General features: G+C 44.2%; 20 protein-coding genes, 2 tRNA genes and 2 pseudogenes. 16 read left to right on the top strand and 8 right to left on the bottom strand.

Annotated elements, in window-relative coordinates; all coding sequences use genetic code 11:
* Positions 1-77: 77 nt before the first annotated feature.
* From AC5JQI_RS17440 to AC5JQI_RS17385, 12 genes are all read left to right on the top strand, one after another.
* Positions 78-167: transfer RNA gene (locus AC5JQI_RS17440), tRNA-Leu, on the top strand.
* Positions 168-225: 58 nt separating this feature from the next.
* Positions 226-302, top strand: a tRNA-Met gene (locus tag AC5JQI_RS17435).
* A 224-nt stretch (positions 303-526) separates the two neighbouring features.
* Complete coding sequence (gene rimP, locus AC5JQI_RS17430; protein ID WP_493913086.1) at positions 527-979, top strand: ribosome maturation factor RimP; 453 nt, start codon at positions 527-529, stop codon at positions 977-979.
* A gap of 21 nt (positions 980-1,000) precedes the next feature.
* Positions 1,001-2,509 (top strand): transcription termination factor NusA, encoded by a 1,509-nt coding sequence (nusA, locus tag AC5JQI_RS17425; protein WP_237387246.1) that lies wholly within the window; start codon positions 1,001-1,003, stop codon positions 2,507-2,509.
* 25 nt (positions 2,510-2,534) lie between these two features.
* Positions 2,535-5,306 carry a translation initiation factor IF-2 gene (gene infB / locus AC5JQI_RS17420; RefSeq protein ID WP_493913085.1) on the top strand — a complete coding sequence of 924 codons (2,772 nt, stop codon included), beginning with the start codon at positions 2,535-2,537 and terminating at the stop codon, positions 5,304-5,306.
* 77 nt (positions 5,307-5,383) lie between these two features.
* A complete protein-coding gene (gene rbfA, locus AC5JQI_RS17415; protein ID WP_092551904.1) occupies positions 5,384-5,794 on the top strand; it encodes a 30S ribosome-binding factor RbfA in 411 nt (136 codons plus the stop codon).
* Positions 5,794-6,747, top strand: coding sequence for a tRNA pseudouridine(55) synthase TruB (truB, locus tag AC5JQI_RS17410; RefSeq protein WP_493913084.1), 954 nt, complete (start codon positions 5,794-5,796; stop codon positions 6,745-6,747). Before rbfA ends, truB begins: the two co-directional genes overlap by 1 nt.
* A gap of 175 nt (positions 6,748-6,922) precedes the next feature.
* On the top strand, positions 6,923-7,192 hold the full coding sequence (gene rpsO, locus AC5JQI_RS17405) for a 30S ribosomal protein S15 (protein ID WP_273551934.1): 270 nt from the start codon (positions 6,923-6,925) through the stop codon (positions 7,190-7,192).
* 234 nt (positions 7,193-7,426) lie between these two features.
* Complete coding sequence (gene pnp, locus AC5JQI_RS17400) at positions 7,427-9,562, top strand: polyribonucleotide nucleotidyltransferase (RefSeq protein WP_493913083.1); 2,136 nt, start codon at positions 7,427-7,429, stop codon at positions 9,560-9,562.
* 187 nt (positions 9,563-9,749) lie between these two features.
* Positions 9,750-10,634, top strand: coding sequence for a lipoprotein NlpI (gene nlpI / locus AC5JQI_RS17395; RefSeq protein WP_493913082.1), 885 nt, complete (start codon positions 9,750-9,752; stop codon positions 10,632-10,634).
* Between the two features lie 100 nt (positions 10,635-10,734).
* Entirely contained in the window at positions 10,735-10,815 is an 81-nt protein-coding gene (locus tag AC5JQI_RS17390; RefSeq protein ID WP_489981664.1) for a hypothetical protein, read from the top strand.
* The gene (locus tag AC5JQI_RS17385) at positions 10,805-12,772 is read left to right on the top strand and encodes a DEAD/DEAH family ATP-dependent RNA helicase (protein WP_493913081.1); all 1,968 of its coding nucleotides are present in this window, start codon (positions 10,805-10,807) and stop codon (positions 12,770-12,772) included. Before AC5JQI_RS17390 ends, AC5JQI_RS17385 begins: the two co-directional genes overlap by 11 nt.
* Before the next feature lie 143 nt (positions 12,773-12,915).
* Here AC5JQI_RS17385 and AC5JQI_RS17380 read toward each other — a convergent pair whose 3' ends face one another.
* The 5 genes and pseudogenes from AC5JQI_RS17380 to AC5JQI_RS17360 form a co-directional block, all read right to left on the bottom strand.
* On the bottom strand, positions 12,916-13,308 hold the full coding sequence (locus AC5JQI_RS17380) for a YjaA family stress response protein (protein ID WP_493913080.1): 393 nt from the start codon (positions 13,306-13,308) through the stop codon (positions 12,916-12,918).
* 58 nt (positions 13,309-13,366) lie between these two features.
* Positions 13,367-14,086 (bottom strand): two-component system response regulator BtsR, encoded by a 720-nt coding sequence (gene btsR, locus AC5JQI_RS17375; protein WP_493913079.1) that lies wholly within the window; start codon positions 14,084-14,086, stop codon positions 13,367-13,369.
* Positions 14,087-14,088: 2 nt separating this feature from the next.
* Positions 14,089-15,786 (bottom strand): LytS/YhcK type 5TM receptor domain-containing protein, encoded by a 1,698-nt coding sequence (locus AC5JQI_RS17370; RefSeq protein WP_493913078.1) that lies wholly within the window; start codon positions 15,784-15,786, stop codon positions 14,089-14,091.
* Positions 15,787-15,967: 181 nt separating this feature from the next.
* The gene (locus AC5JQI_RS17365; RefSeq protein WP_493913077.1) at positions 15,968-18,979 is read right to left on the bottom strand and encodes an inverse autotransporter beta domain-containing protein; all 3,012 of its coding nucleotides are present in this window, start codon (positions 18,977-18,979) and stop codon (positions 15,968-15,970) included.
* Positions 18,980-19,645: 666 nt separating this feature from the next.
* Positions 19,646-19,963, bottom strand: a pseudogene (locus tag AC5JQI_RS17360) (IS1 family transposase); the annotation flags it as partial.
* Positions 19,964-20,328: 365 nt separating this feature from the next.
* Here AC5JQI_RS17360 and AC5JQI_RS17355 point away from each other — a divergent pair.
* Positions 20,329-20,725, top strand: a pseudogene (locus AC5JQI_RS17355) (SCP2 sterol-binding domain-containing protein).
* The gene (locus tag AC5JQI_RS17350) at positions 20,719-21,237 is read left to right on the top strand and encodes a GNAT family N-acetyltransferase (RefSeq protein WP_493913076.1); all 519 of its coding nucleotides are present in this window, start codon (positions 20,719-20,721) and stop codon (positions 21,235-21,237) included. Before AC5JQI_RS17355 ends, AC5JQI_RS17350 begins: the two are co-directional and overlap by 7 nt.
* Here the strand turns inward: AC5JQI_RS17350 and AC5JQI_RS17345 are convergent.
* Positions 21,191-21,577: a GIY-YIG nuclease family protein gene (locus AC5JQI_RS17345; RefSeq protein ID WP_493913075.1), complete on the bottom strand. Its 387-nt coding sequence runs from the start codon at positions 21,575-21,577 to the stop codon at positions 21,191-21,193. The genes AC5JQI_RS17350 and AC5JQI_RS17345 overlap by 47 nt on opposite strands.
* A 269-nt stretch (positions 21,578-21,846) precedes the next feature.
* Between AC5JQI_RS17345 and bhsA the strand changes: the two genes are divergently transcribed.
* On the top strand, positions 21,847-22,098 hold the full coding sequence (gene bhsA / locus AC5JQI_RS17340) for a multiple stress resistance protein BhsA (RefSeq protein WP_323853631.1): 252 nt from the start codon (positions 21,847-21,849) through the stop codon (positions 22,096-22,098).
* 116 nt (positions 22,099-22,214) lie between these two features.
* Positions 22,215-22,646: a YhbP family protein gene (locus AC5JQI_RS17335; RefSeq protein WP_493913074.1), complete on the top strand. Its 432-nt coding sequence runs from the start codon at positions 22,215-22,217 to the stop codon at positions 22,644-22,646.
* A 33-nt stretch (positions 22,647-22,679) separates the two neighbouring features.
* On the opposite strand, the gene nrdG is transcribed toward AC5JQI_RS17335, so the two are convergent.
* Entirely contained in the window at positions 22,680-23,144 is a 465-nt protein-coding gene (nrdG, locus tag AC5JQI_RS17330) for an anaerobic ribonucleoside-triphosphate reductase-activating protein (protein ID WP_493913073.1), read from the bottom strand.
* Positions 23,145-23,148: 4 nt separating this feature from the next.
* Entirely contained in the window at positions 23,149-25,065 is a 1,917-nt protein-coding gene (nrdD, locus tag AC5JQI_RS17325; RefSeq protein WP_493913072.1) for an anaerobic ribonucleoside-triphosphate reductase, read from the bottom strand.
* Positions 25,066-25,241 lie beyond the last annotated feature (176 nt).

Raw genomic sequence — 25,241 nt, 5'->3', positions numbered from 1 at the left:
CAGAATTGAAGTAGGATTGTTGATTTAAATAGTTAGTATAAAGAACCATTAAAATAACAGTTCTATAAAAAATCAGTGCCGAGGTGGTGAAATTGGTATACACGCTACCTTGAGGTGGTAGTGCCTAAACAACGGGCGTACGGGTTCAAGTCCCGTCCTCGGCACCATTAATCTAGAAACTTGCGTTTTTAGTATTATCAGCGTAAGATTTGCCACGTTTTCGAACGCGGGATGGAGCAGCATGGTAGCTCGTCGGGCTCATAACCCGAAGGTCGTCGGTTCAAATCCGGCTCCCGCAACCACTTCTTAACAATATATATCTTTTCCAGAGTAGTCATTCAGCAGCCGTTAAGATATCGATCCTAATTTGCAAGGTTGCTTTGAAAGATATGAAAAGAAGTTGGTTGAGACCGTTGGCAGTAAATAGGGTCCAGTTGCATAAAGCCCCGAGTATCGGGGTTTTTTGTTATTTGACAGCAGAACTACTGGGCTAATATAGCCCTTTTTTTATGTCTTGGGGGTGGGCTTGTCCACATTAGAGCAAAAATTAACAGAGATGATTTTAGCACCAGTTGAAGCTTTGGGTTTTGAATTAGTGGGCCTGGAGTTTATTCGCGCACGAGTATCAACGCTGCGGGTCTATATCGATAGTGAAGAGGGTATCACTGTTGATAATTGTGCTGATGTTAGCCACCAGGTCAGTGCAGTGCTTGATGTTGAAGATCCGATCTCTGTGCTTTATAACCTGGAAATATCTTCACCGGGGCTTGAGCGTCCGCTATTTAAGGCTGAGCATTATCAGCGTTTCTTAGGGGAAGAAGTCAATTTGGTTTTACGCATGGCAATGCAGAACCGCCGCAGATGGCAAGGTATCATTAAGGCTGTTGATGGTGAAATGATAACGGTTACGGTGGATGGAAAAGACGACGTGTTCGCACTGAGCAACATCCAGAAAGCGAACCTGGTACCCCACTTTTAAAGTTCGGATGAGGCAACTAGGATGAATAAAGAAATTCTGGCTGTTGTGGAAGCGGTTTCTAATGAAAAATCTCTCCCTCGTGAAAAAATCTTCGAAGCATTAGAGATTGCACTGGCGACAGCCACCAAGAAAAAGTATGAGCAGGAAATTGATGTTCGCGTTTGTATCGATCGTAAATCTGGCGATTTTGATACCTTCCGCCGTTGGTTAGTTGTTGAAGAAGTCACTCTGCCGACTCGTGAAATTACGCTGGACGCTGCAAAATATGAAGACCCAGAAATTGATTTGGGTGGTTATATTGAAGATCAAATTGAATCAGTAACTTTTGACCGTATCACAACTCAGACGGCAAAACAGGTTATCGTACAGAAAGTACGTGAAGCTGAACGTGCGATGGTAGTTGATCAATTCCGTGAGCAGCAAGGTGAAATCGTGACTGCTCAGGTCAAAAAAGTGAATCGCGAAAACATTACCCTAGATTTGGGTAATAATGCTGAAGCGGTTATTTTACGTGAAGACATGTTACCACGGGAAAATTTCCGTCCGGGTGACCGCGTGCGCGGTGTTCTGTATGATGTTCGTCCAGAAGCACGCGGTGCACAGCTTTTCATCACTCGTTCTCGTCCAGAGATGTTGGTTGAACTGTTCCGCATCGAAGTACCTGAAATTGGTGAAGAGATCATTGAGATCAAAGCTGCTGCCCGTGATCCGGGTTCCCGTGCGAAGATTGCAGTAAAAACCAACGACAAGCGCATTGACCCAGTTGGTGCCTGCGTAGGTATGCGTGGTGCAAGGGTACAAGCCGTTTCCAGCGAGCTGGGCGGTGAAAGAATTGACATTGTGTTGTGGGACGATAACCCTGCACAGTTCGTCATTAATGCAATGGCTCCGGCAGATGTTGCATCTATTGTTGTTGATGAAGACAACTGTACAATGGATGTTGCCGTCGAAAACAGCAATTTGGCTCAGGCGATCGGCCGTAATGGTCAAAACGTTCGTCTGGCAGCTCAGTTGTTGAAAAAGCATCGTGGTGATGACAAGTGGGAACTGAATGTCATGACTGCGGAAGAGCTACAAGCGAAGCATCAGGCAGAAGCTCATGCTTCTATTGATACATTTACTAAGCATCTCGACATTGATGAAGATTTCGCCACCGTATTGGTCGAGGAAGGTTTCTCTACACTGGAAGAATTGGCTTACGTACCAATCAATGAACTTCTGGCAGTAGAAGGTCTTGATGAAGAAACCGTTGAAGTTCTTCGTGAACGTGCAAAAGCGGCCTTGACAACGCTGGAACTGGCTCAGAAAGAGAGTCTTGGTGATCAGCAACCTGCCGAAGATTTATTGAATCTGTCTGGCATGGATCGTACTTTGGCGTTTAACCTGGCTGTCCGTGGCATCTGTACTCTGGAAGATCTTGCCGAGCAGGGTATCGACGACTTATTTGATATCGAAGGACTGAATGATGAGAAAGCAGGAGAACTCATTATGGCAGCCCGTAATATCTGTTGGTTTGGCGATGATGCATAAATAAACTGTAGCAGGAAGGAACAGAATGACAGAGGTAACCGTAAAACTACTGGCAGAAGAGATCCAGACATCGGTAGAGCGTCTAATCCAGCAATTTTCTGACGCTGGCATTCAGAAAACCGCAACTGACTCTGTTTCCCAGAAAGAAAAAGAATCTTTGCTGGCCCATTTGAACCGCGAACAAGGTGGTTCTGGCGGCCAGCCAGGTAAATTAACACTACAGCGTAAAACGCGTAGTACACTGAACGTTCCTGGCACCGGTGGCAAAAGTAAATCGGTAGCGATTGAAGTCCGCAAAAAACGCACATATGTAAACCGCGATGCAGTTGAACAAGCTACAGCGGAAGAACAGGCGAAGCGTGAAGCGGAAGAGCAAGCTCGGCGCGAGGTAGAAGAGAAGGCGCGGCTTGAAGCTGAAGCGAAAGAATTCGCAGAAGAGCAAGCTAAACGTGAAGCAGAAGAAAAGGCGAAGCGTGAAGCAAAAGAGAGCGCTCAACGTGAAGCAGAAGAAAAAGCCAAGCGTGAAGAGGCTGAATTGCCTCAACGTGAGGCGGCGGAAAATGAAAAAGTGACTAAGCAACATACCGAAAATAAACAAAAATCAGTTCAGACTGAATCTGCCGCGCAAAATGAAAAAGCGCGTCGTGAAGCTGAAGCAGCGGATTTAAAACGCAAAGCTGAAGAAGAAGTGCGCCGTAAGGTTGAAGAGGAAGCTAAACGTGTTGCAGAAGAAGCACGTCGAATGGCAGAAGAAAATAAAGACAAATGGTCTAATGACTCTGAAGCTAGTGACAGCAGCGACTACCATGTAACAACTTCCCGTTACGCCCGTGACGCGGAAGATGAAAATGACGCCAAAGTTGAAGGCGATCGCCGTTCCCGCACTCGTGGTGGCAAAGCTGCCCGCCAGAAGAAAAATAATAAGCATTCTGAATCGAAAGCTGATCGCGAAGAAGCCCGCGCAGTAGGCCGTAATAAGGGCAAACAGCGTAAGCCGAGTACCTTACAGCAAAGCTTCACCAAACCTGTTGCAGCCGTTAACCGTGATGTAGTGATTGGTGAGACAATCACTGTCGCTGAACTGGCTAACAAAATGGCGGTTAAAGGTTCCCAAGTCATTAAAACGATGATGAAGATGGGTGCCATGGTGACCATCAACCAAGTCATTGATCAGGAGACTGCGCAAGTAGTTGCCGAAGAAATGGGGCATAAGGTTATCTTGCGCCGTGAAAACGAGCTGGAAGAAGCGCTGATGAGTGATCGTGATACTGGCGAGACACAGGCAGAATCCCGTGCGCCAGTTGTCACCATCATGGGTCACGTTGACCACGGTAAAACCTCCCTGCTGGACTATATCCGTTCCACTAAAGTGGCTTCCGGAGAAGCGGGTGGCATTACCCAGCACATCGGTGCGTATCATGTGAAAACTGAAAAAGGCATGATCACCTTCCTGGACACTCCAGGCCATGCTGCTTTTACTTCTATGCGTGCTCGTGGTGCGAAAGCAACGGATATCGTAGTTCTGGTGGTGGCTGCGGATGACGGCGTGATGCCTCAGACTATAGAAGCTATCCAGCATGCTAAAGCAGCCAGCGTTCCTGTTGTTGTTGCAGTGAACAAAATTGATAAGCCAGAGGCAGATCCTGATCGCGTTAAGAATGAACTTTCACAGTACGGCATCATTTCTGAAGAATGGGGCGGTGAAACTCAGTTCATCAACGTTTCTGCTAAGGCAGGTATTGGCATTGATGAGCTGCTGGAAGCAATTCTGCTTCAGGCTGAGGTTCTTGAACTGCAAGCCGTACGTACCGGTATGGCAAATGGTGTGGTTATCGAATCCTTCTTGGATAAAGGCCGTGGCCCAGTTGCGACCATTCTGGTTCAGTCTGGTACCCTGAACAAGGGTGACATCGTCTTGTGCGGCTTCGAATATGGCCGTATCCGCGCGATGCGTAACGAACTTGGTCGTGAAGTGACATCTGCTGGCCCATCTATGCCAGTGGAAATCTTGGGCTTGTCCAATGTTCCGTCTGCGGGTGATGAAGCGACTGTTGTTCGTGACGAGAAAAAAGCACGTGAAGTGGCTCTGTACCGTCAGGGTAAATTCCGTGAAGTGAAATTGGCTCGTCAGCAGAAATCCAAGCTGGAAAACATGTTTGCTAACATGGAAGAAGGCAAGGCATCTGAACTGAATATCGTTCTGAAAACTGACGTTCAGGGTACATGCGAAGCAATTTGTGACTCATTGCTGAAACTGTCTACTGATGAAGTGAAAGTGAGAATCATCGGTTCTGGCGTGGGCGGCATTACTGAAACTGATGCAACTCTGGCAGCAGCTTCTAATGCAATTATTCTGGGCTTCAACGTTCGTGCTGATGCTTCTGCACGTCGTATTATTGAAAATGAAAGCTTGGATCTGCGTTATTACTCCGTTATCTATAGTTTGATTGATGAAATCAAACAGGCGATGAGCGGTATGCTGGCTCCAGAATTCAAACAGCAGATCATGGGTCTTGCCGAAGTTCGTGACGTATTTAAGTCACCGAAATTTGGTGCAATCGCTGGTTGTATGGTGACCGAAGGTATCATCAAACGTAATAACCCGATCCGTGTCCTGCGTGACAACGTGGTGATTTACGAAGGTGAGTTGGAATCCCTGCGTCGCTTTAAGGATGACGTTAACGAAGTCCGTAATGGTATGGAATGTGGTATTGGCGTGAAGAACTACAATGATGTCCGCGTTGGTGACATGATTGAAGTCTTTGAAGTGATTGAAGTAAAACGCTCCATCGATTAATACCGTTATCTATACCCAATAGATTCATTCCATTCTTGGGGGGCTTAATGCCCCCCAAAATGTCAGGAGATATAACCATGGCAAGAGAATTCAGTCGTACTCAGCGCGTTGCACAGGAAATGCAAAAAGAGATTGCCATCATTTTACAGCGCGAAGTCAAAGATCCCCGTATCGGAATGGCAACCGTTTCTGGTGTTGAAGTTTCCCGTGATCTGGCTTATGCCAAAGTATTTGTGACCTTTCTGAATGTATTGGTAGATGGACATGATTCAGATCGAGTCAAAGAGGGTATCAAAGCGTTGAACGAAGCTTCTGGTTTTATTCGTTCTTTGCTGGGTAAGGCAATGCGCCTGCGGGTCATCCCTGAATTGACTTTTTCTTATGACAGTTCTCTGGTGGAAGGGATGCGCATGTCGAACTTGGTCAGCAACGTTGTGAAAAATGATGAACAACGTCGTGCATCTACGGATCACAACGAGGAAAAGTAATGGGCCGCCGTCGTAGAGGCCGTGCAATACACGGTGTACTGTTGCTGGATAAGCCACAGGATATTTCCTCCAATGATGCGTTACAGAAAGTAAGGCGGATTTTCAATGCCAGCAAGGCAGGGCACACTGGTGCACTGGATCCGCTGGCAACAGGTATGCTGCCGATTTGCCTTGGCGAAGCGACCAAATTTTCCCAATTCTTGCTGGATTCTGACAAACGCTATCGTGTGGTTGCCCGCTTGGGGCAGCGTACGGATACTTCGGATTCACATGGCACCATCATTAGTGAGCGTGCAGTGCATATCACCCAATCTCAGCTTGATGCTGCATTGGATACGTTCCGCGGTGATACCATGCAGGTTCCTTCCATGTATTCTGCATTGAAGCATCAGGGAAAACCGCTGTACGAATATGCCCGTCAGGGAATTGAAGTTGAACGGGAAGCGCGTCCTATTACTGTTTATGAATTGCAATTCATTCGCTGGGAAGAGAATGAGTTGGAATTAGAAATACACTGTTCCAAAGGAACATACATCCGTACCATCACTGATGATTTAGGTGAACTTTTGGGCTGTGGCGCTCATGTGATTTATCTGCGTCGTTTGCAGGTTGCTAATTACCCTAATCAGAGAATGGTAACGCTGGAACAGTTATATGAGTTGAAACAACAAGCTGAAGATCAAGAAATTGAAGCTGGGAAATTACTTGATCCATTGCTGCTGCCAATGGATACCGCAGTTGCTCATTTTCCGGTGATCCATTTAGCATCTGTGGTTGCATCTTATTTCAAGCAGGGGCAGCCCGTTCGAAGCAAACACAATTTGGCTTCGGGTGACTGGGTGCGTATCACTGAAGGAGATGAAAATAAATTCATCGGCATTGCGGTGATTGATGATGATGGGCTGATAGCCCCGCGCCGTCTGGTTGTTGAAACTGAAGCTGAAATTGAATAATGATCGTAACTGACAAGGAATTTAAAGCAGGTAAATTGTGTAAAAGTAATGGATGGCAATGATTGTGCTGTCTTGCGCTTCACCTATTTGCAGCGTAGAATACCGCGTCTATATATGAGTTGCTGAATTAGAGATCGGCACTTGTCATTTTAAATTACACATTTGGAGTTATACTATGTCTCTAAGTACTGCTGCAAAAGCGCAAATTATCGCTGAATTTGGCCGTGGCGCTAACGACAGTGGTTCCAGCGAAGTTCAGATCGCACTGCTGACTACAGATATCAACCATCTGCAAGGTCACTTTTCCGAGCACAAAAAAGATCACCACAGCCGTCGTGGTCTGCTGAGAAAGGTTGCACAGCGTCGTAAGCTACTGAACTACCTGAAGCGTAAAGATTTGGCTCGCTATACAGCGCTGATTGAGCGTCTGGGTCTGCGTCGCTAATCGATGAGTTTCAGAGAAAAGGGGCCTAATCGGGCCCCTTTTCTTCTAGGAAACCGAATTAAGAGACGTCATATTCGTTTCTAAAGTTTGAACCTCTTCCGCTGCAGTGACTCGCGCGGCTAATGAGAGTCCTTAAAAGAGTAAGCACTGTCATTAGTCGTGAGGGTGTAGCAAGAAGAGACAATCCATTGTTGCTAGCTTAAAGCTTGGCAACACTAACAAAGGAAAATTATTTTGCTGAATCCGATTGTTCGTAAATTCCAGTATGGTCAGCACAGTGTGACCATCGAAACCGGCATGATGGCTCGTCAGGCGACGGCAGCTGTTATGGTAAATATGGATGACACTGCGGTATTCGTTACCGTTGTTGGCCAGAAAAAAGTCAAAGCAGGGCAGGATTTCTTCCCCCTGACTGTCAACTATCAGGAGCGTACTTATGCTGCTGGTCGTATCCCAGGAAGTTTCTTCCGTCGTGAAGGTCGTCCGGGCGAAGGTGAGACTTTGGTTGCCCGCCTGATTGACCGCCCTCTGCGTCCTCTGTTTCCAGAAGGTTTCCTGAACGAAGTCCAAATCATCGCGACCGTAGTTTCCGTTAACCCACAGGTTAACCCTGATATCGTTGCAATGATTGGTGCATCTGCTGCACTGGCACTGTCTGGCATTCCATTCAATGGCCCAATTGGTGCTGCGCGCGTTGGTTATACCAATGGTCAGTATGTATTGAACCCAACTAGCGACGAATTGAAAGGCAGTAGTCTGGATCTGGTTGTTGCGGGTACAGAAAGCGCAGTATTGATGGTTGAATCCGAAGCGGATTTACTGACCGAAGAGCAAATGCTGGGTGCAGTTGTATTTGGTCATGAGCAGCAGCAGATTGTTATTGATAACATCAATGCAATGGTCGCTGAAGTTGGTAAAGAAAAATGGGATTGGGCTCCAGAGCCTACCAACCAGCCTCTGCATGAGCGCGTAGTAGAGTTGGCTGAGAGCCGTCTGGGTGATGCCTACCGCATTACTGAGAAACAAGAACGTTACGCTCAGGTTAATACCATCAAAGAAGACGTTTCTGCAATCATCTTAGCTGAATCTGCGGAAAAAGGCGTTGAACTGGAAGAATCAGAAATTCTTGACGTACTCGCTATTCTGGAGAAAAACGTTGTTCGTGGCCGTGTCCTGCGTGGTGAGCCACGTATTGACGGTCGTGAAAAAGATATGGTCCGTGCTCTGGATGTTCGTACTGGCGTGTTGCCACGTACTCATGGTTCATCCCTGTTCACCCGTGGTGAAACGCAGGCACTGGTTGCAGCGACACTGGGTACAGAGCGTGATGCCCAAATTATTGATGAACTGATGGGTGAGCGCACAGACCGCTTCCTGTTCCATTATAACTTCCCTCCATATTCTGTAGGTGAAACAGGTATGGTTGGTTCACCAAAACGTCGTGAAATTGGTCACGGTCGTCTGGCGAAACGTGGCGTATTGGCTGTGATGCCAAGTGCCAATGAATTCCCATATACCGTTCGCGTAGTGTCTGAAATCACTGAATCCAACGGTTCTTCTTCTATGGCTTCTGTCTGTGGTGCTTCATTGGCACTGATGGATGCAGGTGTGCCAATTAAGGCAGCTGTTGCAGGCATCGCGATGGGTCTGGTGAAAGAAGGAGAAAACTTTGTTGTTCTGTCTGATATTCTGGGTGATGAAGATCATCTGGGCGATATGGACTTTAAAGTTGCGGGTAGCCGTGATGGTATCAGCGCATTGCAAATGGACATCAAAATTGAAGGTATTACCCGTGAGATCATGCAGGTTGCTCTGAATCAGGCTAAAGGCGCGCGTTTGCACATTCTTAACGTGATGGAGCAGGCAATCGAGGGTCCACGCAATGACATCTCTGAGTTTGCACCACGTATTCATACCATCAAGATCAATCCAGACAAGATCAAAGATGTAATTGGTAAAGGCGGTTCTGTTATCCGTGCATTAACAGAAGAAACTGGCACCACTATTGAAATTGAAGATGATGGTACCGTGAAGATTGCGGCAACTGATGGTGACAAAGCGCATCATGCTATCAGACGCATCGAAGAGATCACCGCTGAAGTTGAAGTTGGCCGTATTTATTCTGGTAAAGTGACTCGTATTGTTGATTTTGGTGCATTTGTTGCCATCGGTGGTGGTAAAGAAGGCCTGGTACATATTTCTCAGATCGCGGACAAACGTGTAGAGAAAGTCACTGATTATCTGCAAATCGGGCAAGAAGTTCCTGTGAAAGTGCTGGAAATTGACCGTCAGGGTCGTATTCGCCTCAGCATGAAAGAAGCAGTAACTACTACTGAAGCGCAACAATCATCGGAATCATCAGTAGAATAAATTTGACGTAAAGAGCGGCGTACTGTAAAAAGGGCGCCGTTTATCCCAATATATTTCAAGTTGTGGCCAATAATGTTGCAACTTGAAATATATTGGGACAATAGAGTTTTAGGCAGGAGGCCTGAAATATACAATGTGGGTGGAGTAACAGGGCATTCTGATTAATGTCTGACTTCGGGAGTGGAAAATGAATTCTTTTCTGCGCTGGTGCTATGTTGCAGCTATTTTTCTCCTTATGGGATGCAGCAGTACTGGGTGGCGTAAAAATGAAGTTATTGCTATTCCATTACAACCAACATTGCAACAAGAGGTTATTCTGGCTCGCATGGAACAAATCCTTGCAAGCCGGTCATTTACGGAAGATGAGTATGCACAGCTTTTATATGAACGAGGTGTGCTGTATGATAGCCTCGGGCTGAGGGCACTGGCACAGAATGATTTTTCAGTTGCTTTGTCTATCCGCCCTGATATTCCTGAAATTTTTAATTATCTGGGAATTTATTTTACGCAGGCAGGTAATTTTGATTCTGCCTATGAAGCGTTTGATTCTGTTTTAGAGCTTGATCCAACTTACAACTACGCGCGAATGAATCGCGGAATTGCACTGTATTACGGTGGCCGCTATCGATTGGCGCAGGATGATCTGCAGGCGTTTTATCAAGACGATCCAAATGATCCCTTCCGTTCGTTGTGGTTGTACCTTGTGGAAGAGAAAATTGATCCTAAGGTTGCAATGACTAATTTGTCGAACTGTTTTGACAAAGCGAACCGGGGGCTATGGGGCTGGAATATCGTTGAATTCTATTTGGGCAAAATCAGTGAAAAGACATTGATGGAGCGTTTGCAACAGAATTCAGCGGATAACACTTCGCTCGCTGAGCATCTCAGTGAAACTGACTTCTATTTAGGTAAATATTACCTAAGTCTGGGGGATGAGGATAGCGCAGCTGCGTTATTCAAGCTGACGGTAGCTAACAATGTCCATAACTTTGTTGAACACCGCTACGCATTGTTGGAATTGGCGCTACTAGGCCAAAGACAAGATGATTTATCGGAATCGAACCAACAATAGCTGACGAACATTTTCACGACAGATTTTAAAGTCCACATCTTGAGAGGTGGGGACTTGTTTGTTCGTTTAATAACATAATTTGAGCCAGTTCACATTTTAAATGAAAATGACAGAAATTCTTTTCACTGTGTTATGTAGACTGGCCGCCACGATTAATGAGGCACCATTACATGACCACTGAGACTGAAATCTCTTTTGCTGATTTAGGTTTATCGGCACCTATTCTTTCTGCACTGGGAGACATGGGCTATGAAAAGCCTTCTCCTATTCAACAACAATGTATTCCTCACCTACTGAACGGTCGAGATGTGCTGGGAATGGCACAGACTGGCAGTGGTAAAACTGCGGCATTCAGCTTGCCTTTGCTGAACAACATTGACGCGGATCTAAAAGCTCCACAGATCCTTGTGTTGGCACCAACCCGTGAACTGGCGGTACAGGTTGCTGAAGCATGTTCAGATTTTTCCAAACATATGCGCAATGTGAATGTAGTTGCGCTCTATGGTGGACAACGTTACGACGTTCAATTACGCGCATTGCGCCAAGGACCACAAGTTGTGGTAGGAACGCCGGGTCGTCTGCTTGACCATCTGAAACGTGGAACTTTGGACCTGTCCAACCTGAAAGGTTTGGTACTGGATGAAGCCGACGAAATGTTGCGTATGGGCTTTATCGAAGATGTTGAAAACATCATGAGCCAGATCCCTGCTGAGCATCAAACTGCGTTGTTCTCTGCGACTATGCCGGAAGCGATTCGTCGTATTACCCGTCGCTTCATGAAAGATCCTCAGGAAGTTCGCATTCAGAGCAGTGTGACAAACCGTCCTGACATCAGCCAAAGCTATTGGTCTGTCTACGGTGTGCGCAAAAATGAAGCACTGGTGCGTTTCCTTGAAGCTGAAGATTTTGATGCTGCGATTATTTTTGTGCGCACCAAAAATGCAACTCTGGAAGTTGCAGAAGCGCTGGAACGCAATGGTTACAATTCTGCGGCACTGAATGGTGACATGAATCAGGCGCTGCGTGAGCAGACTCTTGAGCGTTTGAAAGACGGCCGCTTGGACATTCTGATTGCGACCGATGTTGCTGCTCGTGGCTTGGATGTTGAGCGTATCAGCCTGGTTGTTAACTACGATATTCCAATGGACGCTGAGTCTTATGTACACCGTATCGGTCGTACTGGCCGTGCGGGTCGTGCGGGTCGTGCTCTGTTGTTTGTTGAAAACCGCGAACGTCGTCTGCTGCGTAACATTGAACGCACTATGAAACTGACTATCCCAGAAGTTGAACTGCCAAATGCAGACCTTCTGAGTCAGCGTCGTCTGGAGAAATTCGCAGCTAGCGTTCAGCAGCAACTGGAAAGCAGCGATTTGGATCAATATCGTGCGCTGTTATCTAAGCTGGGTACTAATGAAGAACTGGATATGGAAACATTGGCCTCAGCCCTGCTGAAAATGGCACAAGGTGAGCGCCCACTTATTCTGCCACCAGATCCAGTTCGTCGTCCTCGTCGTGAATTCAACGACCGTGATGACCGTCGTCGCAATAGCAGTAGCTTTGGTGAGCGTGACCGCGGCGACAGAGGCGACAGAGGTGACCGCGGCGATAGAGGTGACCGAGGTGATCGTCCTCGTCGTGAACGTCGTGACGTGGGTGATATGGAACTGTACCGCATTGAAGTGGGTCGTGATGATGGCGTCGAAGTTCGTCACATTGTGGGCGCAATTGCAAACGAAGGCGATATCAGCAGCCGTTATATCGGTAATATCAAACTGTTCGCTACTCACTCTACGATTGAGCTGCCAAAAGGAATGCCAGGGGAATTACTGTCTCACTTTACCCGCACTCGCATCCTGAACAAGCCTTTGAATATGCAGTTGATGGGGGATGCGCAACCATTCGAACGCCGTGAGCGTCGTGGTGGTGGTCGTAGTGGAAACGGTAATGGCGGTAACGGTGGCAATGGCCAACGTCGTGATCGTGATAATGCTGGCAATGGCAATAATGGTGGTCGTCGTTTTAACAACGAACGTCGTAGCGGTGGTGGCGAGAGAAGTTCTTTCCGTGGCCGCAGCAACGATGATTTCAATGGTGGTGCGCCTCGTCGCCGTCAGCAACAAAGCAATGGTAACGTATAAACATACGTCAACGTCTTATTGACTTGATTTTATTAGTTCAAGCATTGTTTTGATAATAAAGCCCTTTTTCTTAACGGAAAAAGGGCTTTGACTATATTGGAAAAGTAAAATACCGAAAAGATAAGATTTGAATCAGGTCTGGGCTAGTTTTTTGAAATACGTTTATTCAATTCGGCTTTAGCTTCAACATCTGAAAATAAGCGTTCACTTTGATGAATCATGACTTTTCTTGTATAGCCCCTGAAACCGCCTTGAACGACTTCCTGCAAAATTCGTTCTTCCACAGAGCACAGGCCACCTTCGCTTTGGGCTAGTGGATGAACCAGCACCCGATGTTTGCGTCCAAATAAACGAGCTATTCCTTTCATGACACCATGTTGATTGAGAAGAGACTGTAATTGAGATATTGCGTCATAAAATTCACCGATCAATAAACGTGGAGAGCTGAAATTACCTTCAATCTCCAGTTCTTTTTTATTATTGAGGTTTTTCAGAATCATTCGGTTTGTTTTTATTTTGAGATAAAAATCAGCCAAGGACATTTCCTTTGTTTAATTTTCCTGTAGGGTTCGATGATTATGCCCTAAACAATGGTTAATTTAATCCCAATTTTTCTTTTAGTGGTTTCAAATAACGACGGCTAACCGGAATGCGTTTATCATTGCTCAGAACTAATTCTGCTTGTCCGTTTTCCCCAAAAACAATTTGTCGCAAATGGCTCATATTGACCAGATACTGACGATGATAGCGAGTCAATGAAGTTCGGGTTTCCAGCGTTCGTAGAGTCAGTTCGGTAAAACCTTCCTGCCCGCTGGCACTCATGACATAAACACCACTCAGCCGGGAAGTTACATACAGTACATCATCCAATGGCATCAGCCAGATCCGGCTATGCCCTGTACAAGGAATATATTTCAGTTGCTCATTTTCGCGTTGCAGTTCAGTGAGATTTTGCTTTTGATAGCCAGAACGCAGGCGTTGCAATGTTTTACCCAAACGCTCTTTTTCCAGTGGCTTCAATAAATAATCGAAAGCATGTTCTTCAAAGGCTTGCACTGCATATTCATCAAACGCAGTCAAAAAAACAATATAAGGACGATGCTCAGGATCGAGCATTCCTACCATCTCCAGCCCAGTAATGCGGGGCATTTGAATATCAAGGAAGACGACATCGGGTTTTAAACGGTGGATGGCACCAATCGCTTCCACTGCGTTGGCACATTCACCGATGATTTGGATATCCGTTTCCTTTTCCAGCAGACAACGTAGATTCTCACGTGCCAATGGTTCATCATCAACAATTAATACATTCATATTTACGCCGCTTTTTTAGCCTCTTTTTCCAATGGTAAACATAAAATGACACGGGTAAATTCTTCTGTCTGGTGATCAACACTTACGCCATACTGTTTACCATAACGAAGCTGGAGACGTTTATCTACCAGACTCATCCCAAGTCCATCTCTTGTCTGCTTTGGGCTATAAAGTCCTGCATTATCTTCAATCTCGACCAATAGCAAATCATCTTCCTGATGGGCCTTAATCGTAATTCTCCCTGTATCAAGTAACTGCGACGTGCCATGTTTAATTGCATTTTCTACCATTGGTTGTAGGGAGAATGCGGGTAATTTTGCATCGCGCAGGAATTCCGGTATCTCTATGGCAATCTGAAGCCGTTCCTGAAAGCGAGCTTTCTCTATTTGTAAGTAAGCATTCACATGCTCCATTTCATTTTCCAACGTGGCAATTTCTTCGGGACGCTTCAAATTGTTACGGAAAAATGTCGAAAGATACTGCACAAGTTGACTTGCTTGCTGGCTATCCCGACGGATCACAGCTTGTAATGTATTCAGGGCATTAAATAAAAAGTGAGGATTCACTTGCGCGTGAAGCAGCTTCACTTCTGATTGCAGCAAAGACTGCTTATTCCTTTCATATTGCCCGGCAAGGATCTGGGCAGAGAGCAAGCTGGCAATCCCCTCACCCAATGTACGATTGATAGAACTGAATAAACGATTTTTAGCTTCGTAAAGTTTGATGGTGCCAATCACCTGCTGATTTTCTCCCCGCAGAGGGATTACCAGAGCAGAACCAAGCTTACAAGCAGGATTTAGAGAACAGCAATAGGGCGTTTCATTACCATCGGCATACACGACTTCATTATTTTCAATTGCACTGCGTGATTGCTCGGAAGCAATCGGCGTACCGGGCAAATGATGATCAGAGCCAATACCAATAAATGCAAGTAACTTTTCTCTATCAGTGATGGCGACAGCGCCAATTTCCAGCTCCTGATAGATAACTTTTGCCACTCTCATACTGTTATCTTGATTGAAGCCTTTGCGTAAAATTCCTTCTGTGCAGACAGTAATTTTTAGGGCTTGGGCAGAAAAGGCGCTGGTATATTTCTCGAAAATGGCGCGTCTGTCCAATAGAATACGGATAAACATGGCGGCTCCGATACTATTGGCGATGATCATCGGAGCGGCGATATTTTTCACCAAACTCAGTGCCTCATTGAAAGGATTGGCAAGCAGTAAAATAATGCCCATTTGGGTACATTCGGCGAAGAAAGTGACAATAGCAGCTGTCCACGGATTCAGTAACTTATTAATCTGTCCTCGCTTCATCAGGTAAATATGTATCAGGCCACCCAATATCCCTTCCACAATTGTGGATACCATACAACTGAAGGCGGTCATTCCACCGAGAGAATAGCGATGTAATCCACCCGTGAATCCCACCATTGCCCCTACCGTTGGCCCTCCGAGAAAACCACCCAATACGGCCCCGATAGCGCGGGTATTGGCAATGGAATCATTAACATTCAGTCCAAAGTATGTGCCCATAATACAAAAGACGGAAAAAATCACGTAACACATCATCTTATGTGGTAAACGGACGGTAACTTGCAGTAGGGGAATAAAGAGAGGTGTTTTGCTCAGCAGCCAGGCAATCACCAGATAGACACACATTTGCTGAAGCACTAACAACACGAGGTTAAATTCGTACATATTTTTTCATGGTGTGATTAATAACGATAAATAAATTTTAAATGTTATTATCAGAGGTTGAATTTGAGTCCGTCAATAGGGCATTGGCAGGAATAGTTGATAGGTAAAGGGGATGGGATAGATTACCGCCCCGAATTGGGGCGGATTTTCTCTCTCATAAGATAATATCGAAATGGATGTATTATTGCTTACAGATGACGTAATCGGTCACTGATTCAGTGATTACATGAGGTGTACCATCATCTATATTCACCGAAAAATGTCCATCTTTTCCATCTTTATCTATTCCTGGTGTTGAAGAGCGGTATGAACGGTGTTCTGGCCAACCGTACACATCATGAATTTGATTGGCAGGATGGGCCTGATATAAGCTCAGTAAATCGTCTCGAGTCGGCAATGTGGCATGAGTTTTGTTACAGTACCAGTTAGCACCTGCGTAAATACGGCGTGGCCATACTTCACCATTTTCAAGATAGGTTGTCATTCCTTTTAGATGGGGATTTTCGTTTATTAACTCTACTTGTAATAGAGGCCGGGTAAACTTAGCGCCATTTATTCCGTCCACGGTTTTCGCCATATGTCCCCAGAAGTTTGCTGCGGAGACATCCGGGCTGGTTGCGACGGTAAAAATAACATCTTGAGTTTGGGGAGACGCAGTACCATCCACGCTGATAGAGAATGTAGTTTTTACACCGAGTCCATTCGGATCGGTCACAGGAATGGACAACATGCCTTGGTTATCGGTGAAATCCCGGTATATTCCCGATTGCCCATTGAATAATACAGTGGGTTTCTCAGAAACCTCTTTCCGATTCAGCGTCTTGATAGCTTTAACTCTGACAGCCACATTTCTGACTATTTTCCCATGATTGAGCGTTTTTATTTTCAGAATGATTGATTCACCTTTTTTAACCTTATCAACGCTAATTGATGTTGTCATAGCATCAGCGAGTCCCCTTACCGTCCCAACTTTTCCACCATCATGAGTATGGTTTCCTTGCTCTGCGCTCATACTGGTATCAATAAACTGGCTATTCCCGATAAAACCAAGACCATTGTGTGCTTGTACTGCAAGTTCTTTCACTGTACCTGCATCTTCCCGAGTCAATGTGTAATCAGGGATCTTGCCTGATTCGGTAACTGTATGAGCTTTGATGAGATCTGTACTGCCTTTGTTACCCCACGCATAGAGGGACTTATCTGTAGTATCGCCCTGATTGGCCTTGAAGGTATAGGTTGCACTCAATTTCTGCCCCATCTCCAACTTGCCAAAGATTGCCAGATCTTTGATAATAGGGATGTTAGGACGTACAAACATGATCTCTACGGGATTGATGGTGATGCCATACAATTTTGGTGTAATTCGCAGTATTCCGATCTTTTTGCCCGCAGTGAGCTGAGATTCATAGATACCTGGTTGGGTTTCTTTCATTTTTTCAATCTTTGGTATACTGCCTTTTCCCTTCCCTTCTGTACTCATTTGTCTGGTGACCAACTTGATATCTGAAGCAACACCGCTAATTGGTTTATCATCCTTATTTTTTAAGGTTAACGTCAGGATTGTGATGGAATGACCATCAGCCGCTAGCTCTTTATCTTTTGTGGTGAAAGTGGTTTTATTGGTATTGACTTCTGCGGGGAGGACTTGCATCTGAATTTCCACTCGTTTAGAAGCATTACCCTGCTCGTCATAAGCAATGGCCCCCACGGTATAAGTATTATTGCCCTGAGATTGGTATCTCGGCAGGGTCAGGAGATAGTGTGTACCGCCTTGATGTTTCATTTCACCGCCATTGGCACGCAGGTTTTCTGCTTCCCATTGGATATCTTTAAACCCATACTTGCTGTTAATACTGATATTCAGGGGTTTAGTCTCACCGGCATGACCGATAACGAGATTCTCTATTGCCAGAGAGATCACTTCACGTTTACGGTACTCCAAAACGATTTGATTGTTGCGGTCAACCAAATCATAGCGGCTGCCTTGCAAGGTACGTTGGGTGGCTACTGCATCTGGATCGAGCTGTTTTGACCATGATGTGCCGATTACATAATTCAGTTCCATATTGAACTGGGTCTCTCCATCACCGGACATATCTTGTCTTCGGTCAATATCGAACGTCAGCAATGGCACAGGAGTATAATTAACCCCTAGCGTAAAGGCAGAAGGTTTTTTTTGGCGATGATCTTTATCTATCAGCCCGACTTCATCCCCGAAGTATTGCTCATATACCAACTTTCCACCGAGTTGTGGCAAAGCGGGCAAGTAACCTTGTGCCTTCAGATCGAATCCATTGGCTGGACGCTCATCATAATCTGTCAGAAGACGGGATTCTTTCCAGTTACTTAAACGAAAATAGCCGTTTGCGCCGAATTTTAGGTAATTACGGGCGTATTCTGCCCCTAAGCCAAATCGAGTATTTTCGCCAGTGAAATCATGATCAATAAAGGCGTTGTATCCCAGCATCCAGCCGTCAAAAAAATAACGTTGCCCAACTCCGAGGTTGGCAGTATTGCGTTTATTGAAACGGCGCAAACCAAACTGGGTAAAAGATATCTGGCTGGTGGTATCAGACAGAGGCAGCAGCATATCAAATTGGCTGCCGTTCAGGTGGCCATGACTGTCTACATTGGCTTGCACTCGTGCTGTACCGTAGTGTCCCAACCAGTCCTGAATTTCTTGGTTGGCCTCTCCTACTGCCAGGTTTCTTAATTGGCTCACAGCATTATTTTCAACGTTGTCACTGGATAAAAGGTTACCAATCCGGGAGGAAATTTCAGCCAGATGGAGAGGAGGGTCATCTGTAGTGGATGTTTTGTCTAATTCAGAATAATTAAAAGAGAGAAATTTATTATTTCGAGGTTTTGGTATATCAATTTCGTTACCAGTTCCAAGGGCTGCGAAAGGCTTATTAAAGGTACGTAGTTGGTTAATTTTTTTCAGATCATTAACTGTTAGATCATAGCGCTCAGCGACGGTATTGACGGTTTCCCCTGATTTCAGAATATAAGGCTCTGTTGGTATTACCCATTTTTCTTTTTGAAAATCGGTATATGTTCTGGCAGTTGCTATAGCGGGTGTAAATGCACCAATAACCGGAAACGAAAGTTGGGTGATAATGTTTATCCAAGCTACATGTTTCAGCAGTCCTGGCTTATTTTGTAACCACGGATTATCGTGTTTTGTGTTCATATCTATAAACCTATAACAATGAAAAACATCAAGTGACAGCCAACATTAAATCTATCCATTTCAGGATATTAACTGTTATTTACTGCTAGCCATAAGTTGTATAATCAGGCAGAAAAACGTCAGATAATGATGGAATAAAAGATGACAACACTGTATTGCCTGATCAGAGGCACCATAAAATGGTTAAAAAATCTGTTTATTTATTGAATTATAGATTATTGATCTGTTATTTTTTGTTTACTGGATTTTTTATTCCAACATAAAATCATTTGTTGATCAATAAAACTTTTGTTATCAATCATTCTAAATAAAAACAGATAATCGAGGAAAAGAATTAGTTTGGCGAAATCAGACATTAATCTTATTATTAAAATCTGTTTTGTTTAATTAAATTGTTAAAAACAAACGGTTATATTTTTTATATTATCTTGAGGTATTTAAGTTGATTAAAATTTAAAAATATAAGATAATTCTATTGGTTAACTAATTGTTTTATTATTTGCTATTTTTATTTGCATGATGAGATATTACTTACTTGAGTAAATAAAAATATAGTGATGGGATTAATATTTTATTATTTTAACACCTTTGTTTTATGGTAAAAATATTTCTTATAATGATATTTATAGCCATAAATCGGTCGCGTATTCAATTTATTGTTTGACTCTAAATATAATATTCTTTTTCGATAAAAGTACCGATAATTTTGTCATGCATTTCCGGCGATTTTGAATAACCGAATATTTTAAGGCTCAATCGCTTTTCGGTTACGTAAGATGAGATTTTCACGTTCGACACGTTGTGTGGAACTTTTTCCGATTAGGTGCTTATTCTTAAGTAACATCTTGTAATATTTTAAATTATATGTACACCAGAAAGCCACATTGACGCTTTTTATTGCCAACAAAAAAACCACCTCTCGTCAACTTCACAGATAAGCTTAACTTCCCACTTATCCAGAGGAAGCGTTGTTACACATCGTGGTCGGCGGTATCCACTGTACGCTGTCAGCGTTCATGTCCGTCGGAACAAAGAAGATCCATACATTGCACCATACCTGAGCAAATTAATCATGACTGCGCCTTGTAGTGAGACAGATAACGAAATGTATTGATTTGAGGAAGTTTCCATGCAAATGTCACAAGGGCATATTGCCGTGTATGACGATGGTGTAAAACTGTCATGTATAAATTCACATATCCAAAAATGGCTTTCACTTTGTTTTTGATGTTTGTTCTGTAGACGTTTTGTGATGGGAGATTTATTATCGATTCTTGATGTAGGATCGGGAAATGCAGCAGGATTTTGGCAGAATAACACGTCACGTTGTGCGAAGAGGAGTCTGAACTGTGTTAAGTAAAATCCATTCTTACTTGGTAAATCAAGGAACTGTACTACTGCGTTTCCCATTTAAAACAACTCCTTTTGTCTTACAGCGTCAGGTGCTGGAACAGCTTCCTGGCTGGCAGTTCCGAGAGCACAGGCAGAAGGGGGCTGGCGTTTTTGGATTCCCGTCGGTTAAAAATTGAAGTGCGGGATCTTGGGTTTACACTGTTTTTTCAGCGTCGTTTACGGATTGAAGGAAACACAGAATTGGGACTGAATGTAGAAAATTTGATGGATTCCATTGAGCCGGAATCTATGCCATCCATTCTTCGCTTTGGTTTATTGCGTCTGGCTGGATTTATCAAAGCGGGACATAAAGAGGGCGCCGATCAACACGATCGCGCGTTATCGTCATGTTAATCAGGGTCGAAATTCCTGTCGATGCGATGGGGATTGATAGCTTGCTGCGTCAATCTTTTGAGACATCGGCTGAAGCTGAAGTCGTTAATCAACTAAGAGAAGATGGTTTGTTGACACTGGGTATTGTTGCGACTAATGATGAAGGCCATGTGATTGGCTATGTCGGTTTCACGCCAGTTGATATCAATGGCGAAGATCGTCAGTGGGTCAGTCTGGGGCCATTGGCAGTTTCGGAACAATACCGTCATCATGGGCTTAGTGAAAAATTGGTTTATGAAGGTCTGGACAGCCTGAATGAGTTCGGATATAGAGCGGTTGTGGCTCTGGGGGATTCGGGGTATTACTGCCGCTTCGGTTTCCAGCTTGCCAACGCATATCAATTGTATTGTCCATGGCCTGATTGTGAGGATTATTTCCTGATTTATCCTCTGACTGATGTCTCGTTGGAGGGTTGTCAAGGTCTGGTTACTTATCCTGCCCATTTTGATAACCTATGGTCGCAGTCTGAATGATCACTTCTTGAGGGTTCACTGATTGAGTGAAAAACTTTTCAGATAACCCGAATGTTACTAAATAAGTCGTTATACAGAGGGGCTGGAGCATAATCAGCCTCTCTTTTTGTCGTTTACTGAGTTTCTTCACGCGATATTCCACTTTCAACGCTGTTCCCCGATCTTTTACTAAACTCTGATAGACCAAGATCAAAGGACCTTTTCCCCTTAAGGCCTTGGCACCTTTTCCAGATGTATGTTGCATCAATCGTCGGGATATATCGGTAGTGATCCCGGTATACAAGGAGCCACTTTGTGTTCTGATCAGGTAAATATACCAATTAGATTCTTTAATATTCATTGCTTATTTTTAATAATTTCTATAGGTATATTACCCTATGGAATTAATGTGTTATTTGGGTATAGGCCAAATTTTTAGTATTTCATCAAGTTAACATAATGAATTATTTTAAATATATATAGATTGATATGCAATGTCAGTATTGTAATTCAAAATAATTGAACAACTATAGCAGGAATTGCTAATTATCATTTTCGAAACAGAGGTATAACATAGGTCGTATCACAAAAGGATGAAACCTATTTTAAGAGTGAATAGAGGATCTAAAGATGAAGTCTGTAAAAAACATCATGGCTATTTTAGCATTAAGTGCTATTTCATTTGGTTCATTTGCGGCTACTGAAGTGAAAAATGCTAAAGATGATAAGATTGGTGTTGTTTCAGTAACTGGCGCATCTACCCTGGATAACTTAACCGAAGAGTTATCCAAAAAAGCTGACAAAGCTGGAGCGAGTTATTTCCGCGTTGTTTTTGCAAATGGTCAGAATCAACTCAATGGAGTTGCCGAAATCTATAAATAATTTATAGTGTTCCCATGCAAACCTCTCGGTATATCTAGTTGAGTACAGAACACGAAACTGGACAAAAATCCAGTCGTGTTCTGTTACAAACAAGCAAAATAACAGCATGGAAATATATGTATTTAAATAAAGAAATTTTAACTATCAGCCGATATCTTGCCAAACAACACGTATTCACACTTTGTACTTCCTCAACCCAAGATTTATGGTGTGCGAGCTGCTTTTATGTCTTTGATGCTGATAGCGTGGCATTCTGGTTTATGACTGAACCTGATACCCGTCATGGTCAGCTTATGCAGAAAAATCCTGTTGTTGCAGGTACTATCGCGGGACAAACCCGTAATATCTCTCAAATCAAAGGCATACAATTTCGTGGAGAAGTACTCCGGCTGACAGGTGAAGCTGAAACCCTAGCCAGAACACGTTACTGCCGCCGTTTTCCTATCGCGTCAGTGGCCAAATCCCCTATCTGGCAGCTCAATCTGAATGAAATCAAAATGGTGGACAACACTCTCGGTTTCGGCAAAAAACTGCATTGGCAACGCTAATATCCGGTGGTTCAGTGCTTCTGACAATGAGTATTATCGTAAATAGTGGATAACCTGATTATTACTGCCCCGCCAAATTAGTGTGGGATCGTACAACAACTGCTCAAACTTTCCATCCACCAATACATGAATATAGTCGGTAACTTCGTGCTGAATCTCACTTAATTCATTAAGTACATAGCCCGTCCATAACCAAATATCTTGATCAGGGCACTCTTCCCTGACACGTTTAACCAATTGCAGTATGGCGGGTACATTCTGGGGATGCAGGGGATCGCCACCGGATAATGACAATCCCTGCCGCTTAATGCGGTGATCTTTCAGATCTGCGACTATCCGATCTTCCATAACTTGAGTAAACGGCAGACCTGAATCCGCCCGCCACGTACTTTTGTTGTAGCAACCACGGCATTGATGCAGACAACCTGATACAAACAGCGTACAACGGGTTCCTGGGCCATTCACGACATCAACCGGGTAATATTGATGATAATTCATGGCATTAACCGATTTGGCCATTGCCGAGATGTTTCACACGGCGTTTGACTTCTTCTTGTTTCCCAGCGTTGAATGGACGGGCATCGGGGCTGCCGAGATAACCACAGACACGCCGGATAACAGAAACATGGGCAGAGTCATGATTACCACACTGAGGACAGGTAAAGCCTTTGCTGGTACAGGCAAATTCACCGGTAAAACCACATTGGTAACATTCATCAATGGGCGTATTGGTACCATAGTACGGAACTCTCGAATAGCTGTAATCCCAGACATCTTCCAACGCTTTTAAATTATGTTGTAGATTGGGGTACTCGCCGTAACAGATAAAACCCCCATTCACCAGCGGTAGGTAGGGAGCTTCAAAATCCAGCTTATCGTAGGGGTTGACCCTCTTCTCCACATCCAGATGGAAGCTATTGGTGTAATAGCCTTTATCAGTAACCTCTTGGATTACACCAAATTCTTTTGTATCCAGACGACAAAAACGATCGCATAAATTCTCACTTGGCGTGCTATACAGGCTGAATCCATAGCCTGTTTCCAGCTTCCACCCGTCGACAGCTTCACGTAGGTGTTTCACGATGGAGATCGCTTTTTGCTGGTGTTGTTGATTATCAAAGAGATGAATTTGCGTACCATACAACGCATTTATTGTTTCATGGATACCGATATAGCCTAACGAGATGGATGCCCGCCCGTGTTTGAAAATCTCAGCAATATTATCATCGGCTTTCAGACGCATACCACAGGCTCCTTCCATATAGAGGATTGGAGCCACACGCGCCTTAGTGTTTTCGAGTCGCTCAATGCGGGTCATCAGGGCTTTTTTCGCGAGCAGCAGACGTCTATCCAGCAACCGCCAGAAAACTGCCTCATCACCTTTGGCTTCGAGTGCAATGCGGGGCAGATTCAGGCTAATAACCCCCAAGTTATTGCGCCCCTCATGGATTTGCTGCCCACTTTCCTCATAAACACTGAGAAAACTACGGCATCCCATTGGCGTTTTAAACGAGCCTGTCACTTTAACAACTTGATCATAATTGAGAATATCGGGATACATCCGTTTGCTGGCACATTCCAGAGCCAATAATTTAATATCATAATTGGGATCACCAAACCGATGATTCAATCCATCACGAATGGCAAAAACCAGTTTGGGAAAGACGGCGGTCTTGCGGTTTTTCCCCAAGCCTGCAATGCGGTTACGCAGGACAGAAATTTGAATCAAACGTGATTCTTTTGACATACCTAATCCAAACCCGAACGTGACAAATGGTGTTTGCCCATTAGCGGTATGCAGCGTATTCACCTCATATTCCAGAGATTGGAACGCGTCATAACACTCTTTTTCAGTGCGTGCTTCTGCATAGGCGACCTGATCTGCAATCTTCCACTCTTTGGCAACTGCCAGATGCTTGTCATAACTGGCTTTCACGAAAGGCGCGAGAACTTCATCAATGCGATTAATGGTCGTGCCACCATAAATATGGCTGGCAACTTGTGCGATGATCTGCGCGGTGACTGCCGTAGCTGTGGATATGGATTTAGGCGGCTCAATTTCCGCGTTACCCATTTTAAAGCCATTAGTCAGCATGCCCTGTAAATCGATCAGCATACAATTGAACATGGGGAAAAATGGGGAGTAATCCAGATCATGATAGTGTATTTCTCCCTTTTCATGCGCAGCAACCACATCATGAGGCAACATATACTGTTTGGCGTACTGTCTGGCGACGATCCCTGCCAATAAATCACGTTGGGTTGGGATCACTTTACTGTCTTTATTCGCATTTTCATTAAGCAGGGAGAAATTATTTTGCTCGATCAGGCCACGAATTTCCTGATCTAGTTGATCATGCCATTTATGAGAATTCACGATAGGGTTCCTCGATATATTATCCACAGGTGAAAATGACATGAGTACTCTCTTTTGTTAGGTGTGGATAATTTTGTGTACAAATACCATATGTAGTATTTATTTGTTATTAAATCACAATATATAGCTTATTTAAGCTAACATACAACCTGTAAAGTTGATCTAAGACAAGGAAAGATTGAAAGGGACAGAGAAGGACGGGGTAAAAAGAAAAACCC

It is taken from the genome of Xenorhabdus sp. XBWT (genome assembly GCF_059072735.1).
Note: the sequence above shows the minus strand (reverse complement) of the source record. Positions and strands in the feature narration are given on the sequence as shown.

Coding starts and splice junctions, on each gene's coding strand:
- AC5JQI_RS17335 (WP_493913074.1), top strand. CDS start 22,215: ATGTATTTAAATAAAGAAATTTTAACTATCAGCCGATATCTTGCCAAA.
- nrdD (WP_493913072.1), bottom strand. CDS start 25,065: ATGTCATTTTCACCTGTGGATAATATATCGAGGAACCCTATCGTGAAT.
- infB (WP_493913085.1), top strand. CDS start 2,535: ATGACAGAGGTAACCGTAAAACTACTGGCAGAAGAGATCCAGACATCG.
- AC5JQI_RS17365 (WP_493913077.1), bottom strand. CDS start 18,979: ATGAACACAAAACACGATAATCCGTGGTTACAAAATAAGCCAGGACTG.
- btsR (WP_493913079.1), bottom strand. CDS start 14,086: ATGAATGTATTAATTGTTGATGATGAACCATTGGCACGTGAGAATCTA.
- truB (WP_493913084.1), top strand. CDS start 5,794: ATGGGCCGCCGTCGTAGAGGCCGTGCAATACACGGTGTACTGTTGCTG.
- nlpI (WP_493913082.1), top strand. CDS start 9,750: ATGAATTCTTTTCTGCGCTGGTGCTATGTTGCAGCTATTTTTCTCCTT.
- nrdG (WP_493913073.1), bottom strand. CDS start 23,144: ATGAATTATCATCAATATTACCCGGTTGATGTCGTGAATGGCCCAGGA.
- AC5JQI_RS17385 (WP_493913081.1), top strand. CDS start 10,805: ATGACCACTGAGACTGAAATCTCTTTTGCTGATTTAGGTTTATCGGCA.
- AC5JQI_RS17370 (WP_493913078.1), bottom strand. CDS start 15,786: ATGTACGAATTTAACCTCGTGTTGTTAGTGCTTCAGCAAATGTGTGTC.
- bhsA (WP_323853631.1), top strand. CDS start 21,847: ATGAAGTCTGTAAAAAACATCATGGCTATTTTAGCATTAAGTGCTATT.
- rbfA (WP_092551904.1), top strand. CDS start 5,384: ATGGCAAGAGAATTCAGTCGTACTCAGCGCGTTGCACAGGAAATGCAA.
- AC5JQI_RS17350 (WP_493913076.1), top strand. CDS start 20,719: ATGTTAATCAGGGTCGAAATTCCTGTCGATGCGATGGGGATTGATAGC.
- AC5JQI_RS17390 (WP_489981664.1), top strand. CDS start 10,735: ATGAAAATGACAGAAATTCTTTTCACTGTGTTATGTAGACTGGCCGCC.
- rpsO (WP_273551934.1), top strand. CDS start 6,923: ATGTCTCTAAGTACTGCTGCAAAAGCGCAAATTATCGCTGAATTTGGC.
- nusA (WP_237387246.1), top strand. CDS start 1,001: ATGAATAAAGAAATTCTGGCTGTTGTGGAAGCGGTTTCTAATGAAAAA.
- AC5JQI_RS17345 (WP_493913075.1), bottom strand. CDS start 21,577: ATGAATATTAAAGAATCTAATTGGTATATTTACCTGATCAGAACACAA.